This window comes from Algoriphagus aquimarinus, assembly GCF_900112005.1.
Lineage (GTDB): Bacteria > Bacteroidota > Bacteroidia > Cytophagales > Cyclobacteriaceae > Algoriphagus > Algoriphagus aquimarinus.
The window spans coordinates 45,352-56,850 of the sequence record NZ_FOKK01000004.1 but is presented as its reverse complement, the minus strand read 5'-3'; the positions used below and the strand labels follow the sequence as shown (position 1 = coordinate 56,850).

The following is an 11,499-nucleotide window of genomic DNA, read 5'->3' as shown; positions in this document are numbered from 1 at the left end:
TTAGACGAATTTAGAGGTATCTATCAGAAATCAAAAAATACCGATTTCTACAGCAATTTTAATAGCGTAAAGAATTAAAAATCAGATAAATAAAACCTAATCTGCACTACTGATCGCGTCCAAAGTTGATTAGACAATTAGAATTCCACCAATCAGCTGGAAACAAAAACCGGAGAGGAATTATTAACAATGACCTTCCGTATTACGGGAATATGTGCATGAAAAAGCAAGTAATTAATCCCTGGTAGAAAATCAAGATTTAGGGTAACAGTCGGATTTGAAATCATTATATAATACCTAATTATTTAAACAGGGAATAAATTCGCTAGCTGTTATTAAAGTAATAAAGTTTTAAGTTGACTATCAACCATTTTATTACTTACTCAATGCCTTTACTATCCGTTCCTGATTAATCACCACATCCCGAAAGAGCACATGAGGAAATGTCATATACTTTGAATTTTTAAATGCTTCATATATAGACAGCAAGGTAGAGGCTGTAAGTAAGGAGAGATTCATATCCACATCCATTTCACAGTCAGTCACAAAATCATCACTAAACTCAGGAGCAACCAACAGGATCTTCACGATCCGGAGGTTGTTTTTCAGAGCAATATTCTGGTAAGATTTCAACTGGCGGGAAACTGTACTGAATTTATTGTATCCGCTTTCTTTGCTCGTCTTACACTCTACAATTATTACTTCCTTATTTCCCAAATTAATCAGAATATCCATGAGGTCTTTCTGTGTATTCAGCTCTTGACGAAACTTCTCATCCACATTAAATCCTAAACCCTCAAAAATCACTTTTGTAAGTTCTTCGAATTTGACACCCAATTCGCTCTCACGGATCTGAATTCCATTCTCCTTCAGCTGGTTATAGTTTCGGTAGCCTACATTTTCGTAATTCTCCAGATAGAGATTTTCCACATCTTTATAGTGCTCTAGTATATTAAGAATATCATCTCCTCTAAGCTTTACCCCATGGTCTTTCTTGAACTTGTCGAGATCAGTTTTTTCGATAAGATCTAATATATCACGTGGCTTGATGTTATAATCGAGTAAAAACTCTGCATCTAATACATATTCATCCTGGAGCTCAAAGTGTTCTTTCATGGCTTTGTTCGAAGCAGGAATAGACTTATGAAGGTCAGTCAAAAGCTTGTCATACCCATCCACGGAGATCCCTACTTTTTCATCCTTTTCTACTGATTCAAAATATTGGATTAGGCTATCTATTTTTTCCTGAAGTGTACTACCTCTCAGATTTGGAATCTGCAGTCCCTTTTCACATAACTCATTAAGTATTTTCTTCTTATCGGTCAGTGTAGTTCCGTCCTTGTAAATTTCATCCAAGAGTAAATCAGTAAATGAAATTCCTGCATGGATAATACCTTCAATTTTCTGAGTGTATGAAAGCTTTCTGTCAAGGTTATGATTTTTGGCTATCGTGTTGATAATGGGTTCACGAAGCAGTTTTAGCGTCCTTCTAAAAAACTTATCCGCAACCTCTTTATTACGAACTTTCCGTAATAGTCGAACCATTTCATCTGCAACAAAAAGAGTGTTTTCTTTTTTGGAATAGAACACCACTCCTATGTTTTTAAGATTATTGATAACTTCCTGAATTTCCATCTTCTTGACTCCCAGAATAGAGTAATTGATCAATTTGATTTCTTCCTGAGACAAACCGAGCTCCTTTGAAAGAGTAATAATGATGGTAAGTTCGTCTGCAGTTATTTTGGCTTCTCTGTTATTGGCTACGTCATTGAAAAATGCTGTCGACAAACAAGCTTGATAAATTCTGTAATCACGCTTACGCTCCGGACCAAGATCTGACTTATCATCCTTAAAATCTACTGACAAAGCTTTGATTTTCCCATTGATCACTTTGAGTTCAGCTTCATATAGTCGTGAAAACCAATCCTGACGCATGATGCAGTTACCATCCCTTATGATGATATCTATCAGGATATCAAGCTGGGAATTTACTTCTTGAAACTCGCATTGAACATATTCAGTAAACTCGTCTGAAGTCAAGTCAAAAATCTTCGAGATGTTTTGGTTGTCCACTGTTTTCAAACCCTTATTGTCCGGCGCAAGGATTTTTTCAATCTCTTTACTCTTCTCCTTGCTTTTGGATATGATGTTATCAATTATTTTAATGAACGAATTTTTCTCAATTGAACTGAGTTTATCCAAGATCTTTTCAAGCTTCATGACTGGTTATTTATAAGGGTTTAAAAAGAGCTATCTGCGAAAAAATTGAATCGAAAAGAACCAATCCTTAAGAGGATGCACATGAGTAAACTATCTGATGGTTTCCGGATTTAAGACCGGACAGGTATTAAAAGTTGGTGTATTCTTCAGAAACTAAAAGGCTATATGCAAGAAAATAGATTTTGGACGCAAAAAAATACCCTATATAGGGTATTTTTCAGATTACCTTACCCTAACTCCAGATATCGCTTTACTCATCGGGAGTTAGGGTAAGGTAGGCCTCAGCCGCTGAGCGGTAAAAATGAAATCCGTTTACATCCTCCAGCACAATTTCTCGTTTCCAGAAGATGATTTTGCGAGGGAGGTTGGTTTATATGGTAATCTTTTAACCATGGGTTGAAACCCATGGCTATAATAATTTCGCTCCGACGGAGCTAGTGCCGATAGTAATCTTCTTTGCGGAATTCTTTGTGCCCTCTGCGACTCGGCGGTAAAAATGAAATCCGTTTACATCCTCCCGCACAATTTCTCGTTTCCAGAAGATGATTTTGCGCGGGAGGGTAATTGTGTGGTGGTCCTATTTACCATGGGTTGAAACCCATGGCTATAATAATTTCGCTCCTACGGAGCTCGTGCCGATAGTAATCTTCTTTGCGGAATTCTTTGTGCCCTCTGCGACTCGGCGGTAAAAATGAAATTCGTTTCCCATCCTCCCGCACAATTTCTCGTTTCCAGAAGATGATTTTGCGCGGGAGGTTGGTTTATATGGTAATCTTTTAACCATGGGTTGAAACCCATGGCTATAATAATTTCGCTCCGACGGAGCTAGTGCCGACAGTAATCTTCTTTGCGGAATTCTTTGTGCTCTCTGCGACTTAGCGGTAAAAATGAAATTCGTTTCCTATCCTCCCGCACAATTTCTCGTTTCCAGAAGATGATTTTGCGCGGGAGGTTGGTTTAAATGGTAATCTTTTAACCATGGGTTAAAACCCATGGCTATAAACATGTCGCTCCTACGGAGCTTTTTCCGTTAATAATCTCCTTTGCGTAATTCTTTGGGTTCATTGCGCATGTGAGGTTAAAAAAACTAGACTAGTGTCTCCACATTAGAATTTTACTCTTGCTCTGCACTGTAAAATACATCCTGCAAAGCTTCTCGAATACCCAAACTGTACAGTTTCTGGTGATCTCTAGACGGATAAACTCGATTGGATAGAAATATATACGTGAGCTTTTTTACGGGATCAGCCCAGACTAAAGTTCCCGTAAAACCGCTGTGACCAAAACTTTCGGGACTTGCCAAAGGGGAAGGATAAGCTTCCGCCAAGGGAAGCTCGGCATTGTTCAAGAGTGGTTTGTCAAAACCCAAGCCGCGGCGGTTTTCGTTTTCGCGGAATTGAACCTCGGTAAACTCTTTCACGGTTTCGGCTGAAATGAGCTGTGAGCCTCCCACACTGCCATAATTCTGATAAAAGAGCATCAATTTAGCCAAATCATCGGCCGTTGCGAACAAGCCTGCATTCCCCGAAACCCCACCTTTTAGCGCAGCATTTTCATCGTGCACCCATCCGTTTACTAGGGTTTTTCTAAAGAGGGAATCCACTTCGGTAGGGACAATGTCGTTAACATAGCCTTTCCCCTCGGGTAGATATCCCAAAGTATGAGCACCTATAGGTTGATAGAAATTCTCTTCCAAATAGCTTTGATAGTCGGTCCCAGTGAGTTGCTCGATCAAAGAAGGAAAAATTAGAAAAGTGAGTCCTGAATACAGGTATTTCTTTTCATCGGATACTTCGGATCGGTTGATGATTCGGTTCATTTTCCGTTCGAAACGATCGTTTATATAAAGCCCATCGTATACTTGTCCTTGAAATCTTTTATCGGGCGAATGATGCACAAATCTTCTTTTGACCTTGCCGTTTTTCCGAACGACTTCATCCAAAAACACTATGTAAGGGATTAAACCTGCTTGATGGGCCAAAATCTCCCGAAGCGTTAAGTCTTTTTTGTCCTTTCTGTTTCTCCAAGGCTTCCAATAGTTGCTGAAAGGTTTATCCAGATCAAGTTTCCCTTCGTCCACCAACTTCATTATGGCAGGTAAAGGCCCAGCAATTTTGGTAACAGAAGCCAAATCGTATAAGTCGTTCAGTGCTACAGGTTGGATGTTGTCGTAGGTATGATACCCGAAGGCTTTATGAAAAATAACCGTATCGTTTTTTGCTATCAAAAGTTGTGCACCTGGAAAAGCCAAACTGTCCATGCCCATTTTCATTATAGAATCCACTTTGTGGTTGATGAACTCTTCATTAAATCCTAGCGCAGCTGGCTCGGCAAGGATCAGTTCCCGTTGAGCAAACCCAAGTTGAATCACTGAAGTAAATAGGAAAAACGAAAGCAGAAATTTTTTCATTAGGGACTAGTTTTATCCTTAAATATGCAAAAATCTGCGGCAAAATAAATGGGAAGAGTATGAGTGGTTTCCTTGCTTGAAGCCCTTCCCTAATCGATGGCTATTTAGAACTCAGTTTGTCTCGTTTCTATCCTCCCGCAGATGCATCCGTTTACAGAAGATGGCTTTGGGCCAGAGGGAAATTGTGTGGATAGGATTTTCCTTCAATTTTGAATAGTAAACACATCTATACTATGATCAACTGAAACAAAAAACCGACAGGTCATCGACCCATCGGTTTTCAACATACAAACCCAGCTATCCAACTTGCTTAATCACTTTACGGACTTTAAAATCCATCCATTCGCATGTATGATTATAAAATCAACGGTTAATGTTGAGGTAATTAACATCTCTGATGCTGTCCTGCATATCGTATAAATAACCCCATTTTGTCATGTACTCATCAGCAGGAAGAAAATCGTCCTTAGTTTTCTTCAGTTTGGCTTTAAGCACTTTTTCTAAAGAGTCTTGTAATTCCTTATATTCTGCCTGACCTGCCAAATTATCCATTTGATAAGGATCTGTTTTATTGTCATAAAACAGCCAAGGACCTAGTAAATCCTTCACATATGTATAGCGTTGAGTCCTTATACCTCTAAACTCCCTACCTCCATTTTTAAATTGCCATTCATGAAAAGGCACTGGAAGCATGATTAAAGCGGCCTCATTATCTATATCATTTCCTGCCTTCAACTGAGCGGAAAAGTCTGTCCCTTCGACAGTTTTTGGTGTTTTCAAGCCACTAAGCCCCAATAGAGTTGGCAATAAGTCTGGAGTATCAATCGGGTTTGCTATAGTTCTTGGTTTAGAAATACCCTTAGGATATCTCAGCAGCATAGGAACTTTGATAGATTCATCCCAAGGTCTTTGTTTTCGAAGAACCCCTTTAGAAAAAAGCATGTCTCCATGCTCTGAGGTGAATACAAGAATCGTGTTGTCCGCTAGACCCTCTGATTCCAAAGTTTGTAACAAATCCCCCATCGCTTTATCCAGCGCTGTAATATGAGCGTAGTAACCGGCAATTACCTGTCTTGCACTATCTCTCAAATTTTCGGGAACGTTTGGCCTGAGGGAAATTTTAGCAGGGTCATACATTGCTTTGTATTTCTCAGGTGCAGTTTGATATGGGTTATGAGGTGGTCCCCAGGACATTACCAAAAGGAAAGGATTCTTCTTGTTCTTTTTTATATAACTGATAGCACTATCCGTTTGGGAGAAAGCATCATATCCTTCCCAAACATGCCTTTCATCATTTTCGTCAAAATAAAAAGAGTCGTTATAATCATGTGACACTTCTCGCACTTTCCAATAATCAAACCCTTGCCTGCGTTCTTTTGGTACTGGCAAATCCCTTGCACTAAATGGATGCTCACCCGGAGCATGCCCATTCAAGTGCCACTTACCAATATAACCAGTCTGATATCCAGCATCTTTATAAATCTTAGCCATAGTTACGGCTTCAGTTGCTAGCGGTTTGTCATTGTAAAAAACACCATTCGTTAGAGGGTATTGACCTGTAAGAAAACTAGCCCTCCAAGGAGCACAAACTGCCATAACAGTAATCGCATTTTCGAAAACCAAGCTCTCCTGTGCTAATTTGTCCAAATTTGGTGTGATTACATCCTTGTTTCCAGCATATCCAACAGCGTCTGCACGCCATTGGTCTGCTAGAATGAAAATCACATTGGGTTTCTCACTTTGTGCAAATAGCTTAAAAGGCATTGCAAATAAGAGAAAGGACAATAAGCTAAAGATCAACCGAAAATTATAGGACCGAGTTGAAGGCAAAATCGTTATAAAATCCATTTTAATATCCTGGGTTTTGGGTTAAACTATTTATGAGTATTTGCTCTGCTGGTAGCGGAGCCAATAGTTTATGAGGATCTATTTGGTAGGCGCTGTTGTAAAGGAAATCCTTCTGCGCCAACTCCCGCTTACCATGAGCAGTCATTACTTCTACCGCTTTGTCTGTTCTTTTCAGATCATACCAACGCTGATTCTCAAAGCAAAACTCAACTTGACGCTCTTTAGCTATTAGCTCTTCAAGCTGTGCTTTTCCATAGCCTGCCAAGGAAGCCTTCAGACCTGCCCGGTCACGAACTTGTTGAACATAAGACGTTGCTTCTCCTGTTTTACCCTGTTGATTTAGTACCTCAGCGTACATCAGCAGCACATCGGAATATCTTAAAACTGGAAAATTATCTCCTGTACGATCATCAGGAGCAGAAATTGGAGGTTTAAATTTTCCAGTGTAGGGTATATCTCTCACCGCACCATCCCAATCAGGGCCATTCCAGAACTTTATAGAGACGTCTTTTCTTTTATCACCATCTTCAAAAGCGTTTAGCAAGTCCGTAGTTGGCTGATTCCAACCTGCTGAAATAATATTAATATTAGGACGCTGCGTAATACTACCTTTTGAACTCCAAGGTGCGAACATGAAAATAAATCGATTGGAAAGTTCCCTGCTATTTTCTGAATACTGCACACTAAAGATGGTTTCCTTATAGTCTTTGTTACTTGGATCATACAAATCTGCATAATTTGGCAATAGAGAATATTTGTTAGAATCAATCACTTTTTTCAGCGACTTTTCCGCATTATCATACTCTTTCATTGTCAAATAAACCTTGCCCAATAAACCATGAGCAGAATACAAATTGGCTCTTCCATTTTCCTCCAACTTGGTCGCCATTGAAAACTGCTCTATTGCTGAATTCAAATCACTGATGATGCTGGCATAAATTTCTTCCTCACTTACTCTACCCATTTTAAGTGCTTCCTGAGCGCTAATTGGAGTGAGGACTAATGGAACACCTCCAAATTGCCTTACCAGATTAAAGTAATATAAAGCTCTAAGGAAATAAGCTTCTCCTGAAGACCTGTATTTATATGCCAAGTCTGTCCACTCTACTTCAGGCCTATCTATCTCAACCAATAGCTTGTTAGTTCTATTTATCCCGTTGTAGGATAAATTCCAAAACTCAGCATAGGCTCTATTGTCCGCAGTGATGATAAACTGATCAATAACACCTCTCACAGCCTCACCAGTTAAGATATTGTACTGAAAACTGGTATTGTCTGAGATCAATTCTGAAACAACCCAGTGAGTATTTTTCTCAATGTCTCGCAACGGGATATAACAGCCATTTGCCAAGAGAATAAATTCCTGCTGAGATTGATAGAAATTACCCTCACTCAGTGTGGTATCAGGATAAATTTCCAAGAAATCATCCGCGCAGGAAGTAATAGTAAATAAGAGAACTATATATAGTAACTTTTTCATAATGCAATAGTTTAGCTTGTGATGGAACATCGTTTTCATTCCAGATTAAAAAGAAAGGTTTATTCCCAATGACATAGTCCTCGAGAGCGGATACGACGTCATATCAAACCCGGGAACCAATGTGTTATTCTGATTCGCTGCCTGACCTTCTGGATTTGCCCCTTTATAATTGGTAAACATGGCTAAGTTTTGCACTGTGAAATACAGTCTAGAACTCTTCAATACTTTCATTTTCTCAGACAAGCTCGATGGAATGGTATATCCCAAGGTCATATTAGCGATACGCAAGTACGAAGCATCTTCCACCCAAAGGGTAGACACTCTATGTCCCCAGCTAGGCTTCAACTTTGGTACTCCTGAATGAATGCCATCGCCTGGATTTTCGGTGCTTCTCCATCTAGCTTCCCAATCTTTATCTACATTGAAAAAGCCTTGAAGATTGTCGGTAGTTTGACGCAGACCATTCATGACCTGTCCTCCAACTTGACCATTGACTATTACACCCAAGTCAAAGTTTTTATAAGAGACATTATTAGTAAGGCCGAAGATGAAGTCTGGATGGGGATTACCAATGATGGTGTAATCAAGCACATCATTGATAAATCCATCACCATTTACATCCTTGTACTTTACATTTCCTTCATACACCTGAGGAGAATTGACTACTCCCGGCTGGCTTAAATATTCTGGTGTATATACTCCTTCAAGAACAAAACCGAAAAATTGACCAATCGGCTTCCCTACTACTGAAATGTGTGTAGGATTTCCGTCATTATTTCCAGACAATATCCTCACGGTGTTATCATTCAAAGAAAGTACTTCGTTTCTGTTGAAAGCAATGTTACCACTGATGTTCCAATTGAATTCACCAGCGATAGGAGTTCCTCCAAGAGCGATTTCTATCCCTGTGTTTTGCACACTTCCTTGATTAATGGTTTGTGAATTAAAACCAGTGATGGCAGGTATCACATCCTCCAGCAACATATTATTGCTTCTTCTCTTGAAATAATCAATCATGAAAAAGGCGCGGCTATTGAAAAAATCAAAATCCAATCCCACATCGATTTGATTTGATTCTTCCCACGTTAGCCCTGGGTTAGATATCCCCACGCTAGATCCAGTGACTTGAGTGTTTCCGAAGACATAGGAGCCTGCACTGATATTTGCTAGATGAGCATAATTACCGATGTTATTATTACCACTCTTTCCGTAGCTGACTCTTAACTTCAAATTATCTATCCAGGAAATGTCTTTGAAAAACTCCTCCTCTGACACTCTCCATGCGCCCGCTAATGAGGGAAAGATTGCAAAACGGTTATCACTCCCAAATCGTGAAGAACCATCCGCTCTAAAAGTTGCGGTGAACAAATAACGTTCTTTAAATGAGTAGTTAATTCTTCCCAAATACGAAATCATGCTCCACTCATTCACTGCCTCACCCCATGAGTTAATCGCTTGGGCCGCGTTGATCGTTGTTATCAAATCGTTCGGATATGGGCTGGCATTCAAATTTATATTATTGGAATTAAAGCGTTGGATGGTATACCCCAGTAAGGAGTTGAATGAATGTTCTCCAAAACTCAAATCGTAATTAACTGTATTCTCAACCAACCAGTTGAAGCTGTTGTATCGGGTATTTGTAGAGTTACCGGTACCAGCAGTAGGCGGTCTATTAGATCCTCCCACAGTGCTAGGAACATATTGAAAATACTTAGATGCTTCCAAAATTGTATTCAAGGAAGACCTGAAACGAAGGTTTGGTAATATGCTCCATTCCAAAAATGCTAAGCCAAGGTTTTGAAAGGACTTCTGCTCGGTAGTCATTTCCTGCAGTACATACAATGGATTAGCGAAGCTCCATGCTGAGTGAAATTTGCTTTGAGGAGCTACTATGTATGGTTTCAGATTTCCATTCTCATCATAAGGAGTAGAAATTGGGTTTGCCCAAATACTCACACCTAAGACATCTTCCCTATTCAGGTTTGTATTCGCTCTTTGCTGGCTTATATAGGTGGGTTGTATCGACACACCTAATTTTAGATTAGGAGTGATATCTGTTTCAATCCCCAGTTTCGTACTAAAACGCTCTATACCAGTCTCCTTCAAAACACCTTGTTGATTGAAATACCCAAGGCTGAAATTAATACGAGAATCTTCTGTCCCCTTTTGAAGATTGAAATTGTAATCTTGAATCGGAGCATCTCTAAGAATGAGATCATACCAATCCGTACCTCGGCCAGTAAGTGCATCTAGATTTCGATATTCTTCAGGATAGTCTTCTAAGGTGGCTGCTCTGTTCTCTCTCAGATCTACTTCAAGATCTATTCTGTCACGTTGAAGCTGCGCGAATTCTCTTTTATTCAGCATATTAGGTCTACCTTTTTGAGGCACCTGCTGCACCCCTGACATAGCTGAAAAAGTAATACTAGTCTGATTATAGGTGCCTTTTTTGGTAGTGATCATGATCACACCATTTGCTCCTCTTGAACCATAAATAGCCGTGGAAGAAGCATCTTTTAAGATGGTGATTGACTCGATGTTATTTGGGTCAATGAACATGAGCGGATTCAGTGACTGATTCATACCAGAAGAATAAGGCATTCCATCTACCACATACAAAGGTTCATTTCCAGCTCCTAGAGATCCGCTTCCCCGAATTTTAATAGAAGTTCCTGCTCCTGGAGCACCAGAAACTTGCTGAATCTGCACTCCTGCCACTTGTCCAATCATCTTTTGATCCACTGAAGAAACAGGAAGATCTTTGATTGTTTTTTCATTCACTGAAACCACAGATCCTGTGACATCCTCCTTCTTTTGGGTCCCGTATCCAACCACTACAACTTCATCAAGCGCTCGTTCATCTTCGAGCATGATTACATTGATTTCTACTTGATTTCCAATAGTTGCTTTTTGTTGACTAAATCCTATAAATGAAAATACCAAGACATCTCCTGCTTCTGCGTCAATTGAATATTTACCATCAATATCCGAAACAGTACCGCTTGTGGTACCTTCTACAATAATGGTCACCCCAGGTAATGGAGCTCCGGTTTTGTCACTTACAATTCCTGAAACATTTATAGCCTCTAAGGGGGTTAGTACATCCTTAATCTCACCTTTTCTTGGGGCAAGCCACATGGATATATTTCTATTCACCTGTTGAAAATTGAGCCCAGTTTGGCTACCGATTTCCTTAAGCAAGTCTTCTACAGAAATCTTGTTTGCCTTAACAGAGATTTTTTTGTTGAGATAGGTTTCATTTTCATGAATGGTAAACTGAAACTCTGTTTGCCTTTCAACCTCATGTAGAACGTTAAGTAGCTTCTCTTCAACGAAAGAAACTTTCACATAAACTTCGTCGATTTTTTGGGCTTTAATTGTGTGGGCAAGTACCACGTTCAATACGAGCATCTGAAACAAAAAACCATATAGGGTGTATTTTGTCATTTGCAGTAATAGCAGTATAGATTTATTTATCATAATTTTGGGTTATTGAGTACTGACAAGTATTTAATTAAGCATAGCTGATTTGCGTCCAAAC

General features: G+C 39.5%; 5 protein-coding genes. All 5 read right to left on the bottom strand.

What is annotated here, in order from left to right:
• Nucleotides 1-375 precede the first annotated feature (375 nt).
• The 5 genes from BM291_RS06180 to BM291_RS06160 all read right to left on the bottom strand — a co-directional run bounded on the left by BM291_RS06180 (nt 376) and on the right by BM291_RS06160 (nt 11,438).
• Nucleotides 376-2,220, bottom strand: a complete 1,845-nt coding sequence (locus BM291_RS06180; RefSeq protein ID WP_092895416.1) for a hypothetical protein — start codon at nt 2,218-2,220, stop codon at nt 376-378.
• A gap of 1,114 nt (nt 2,221-3,334) precedes the next feature.
• Complete coding sequence (locus BM291_RS06175; protein ID WP_092895414.1) at nt 3,335-4,630, bottom strand: serine hydrolase domain-containing protein; 1,296 nt, start codon at nt 4,628-4,630, stop codon at nt 3,335-3,337.
• A gap of 363 nt (nt 4,631-4,993) precedes the next feature.
• A complete protein-coding gene (locus BM291_RS06170) occupies nt 4,994-6,394 on the bottom strand; it encodes a sulfatase family protein (protein WP_092895412.1) in 1,401 nt (466 codons plus the stop codon).
• 85 nt (nt 6,395-6,479) lie between these two features.
• Nucleotides 6,480-7,958: a RagB/SusD family nutrient uptake outer membrane protein gene (locus tag BM291_RS06165; protein WP_092895938.1), complete on the bottom strand. Its 1,479-nt coding sequence runs from the start codon at nt 7,956-7,958 to the stop codon at nt 6,480-6,482.
• A gap of 45 nt (nt 7,959-8,003) precedes the next feature.
• On the bottom strand, nt 8,004-11,438 hold the full coding sequence (locus tag BM291_RS06160) for a SusC/RagA family TonB-linked outer membrane protein (protein ID WP_092895410.1): 3,435 nt from the start codon (nt 11,436-11,438) through the stop codon (nt 8,004-8,006).
• Nucleotides 11,439-11,499: the final 61 nt, after the last annotated feature.

Bases quoted from the DNA above. Each gene is read 5' to 3' on its own strand.
- BM291_RS06180 (WP_092895416.1), bottom strand. From the start codon at position 2,220: ATGAAGCTTGAAAAGATCTTGGATAAACTCAGTTCAATTGAGAAAAAT.
- BM291_RS06170 (WP_092895412.1), bottom strand. From the start codon at position 6,394: ATGCCTTTTAAGCTATTTGCACAAAGTGAGAAACCCAATGTGATTTTC.
- BM291_RS06175 (WP_092895414.1), bottom strand. From the start codon at position 4,630: ATGAAAAAATTTCTGCTTTCGTTTTTCCTATTTACTTCAGTGATTCAA.
- BM291_RS06160 (WP_092895410.1), bottom strand. From the start codon at position 11,438: ATGATAAATAAATCTATACTGCTATTACTGCAAATGACAAAATACACC.
- BM291_RS06165 (WP_092895938.1), bottom strand. From the start codon at position 7,958: ATGAAAAAGTTACTATATATAGTTCTCTTATTTACTATTACTTCCTGC.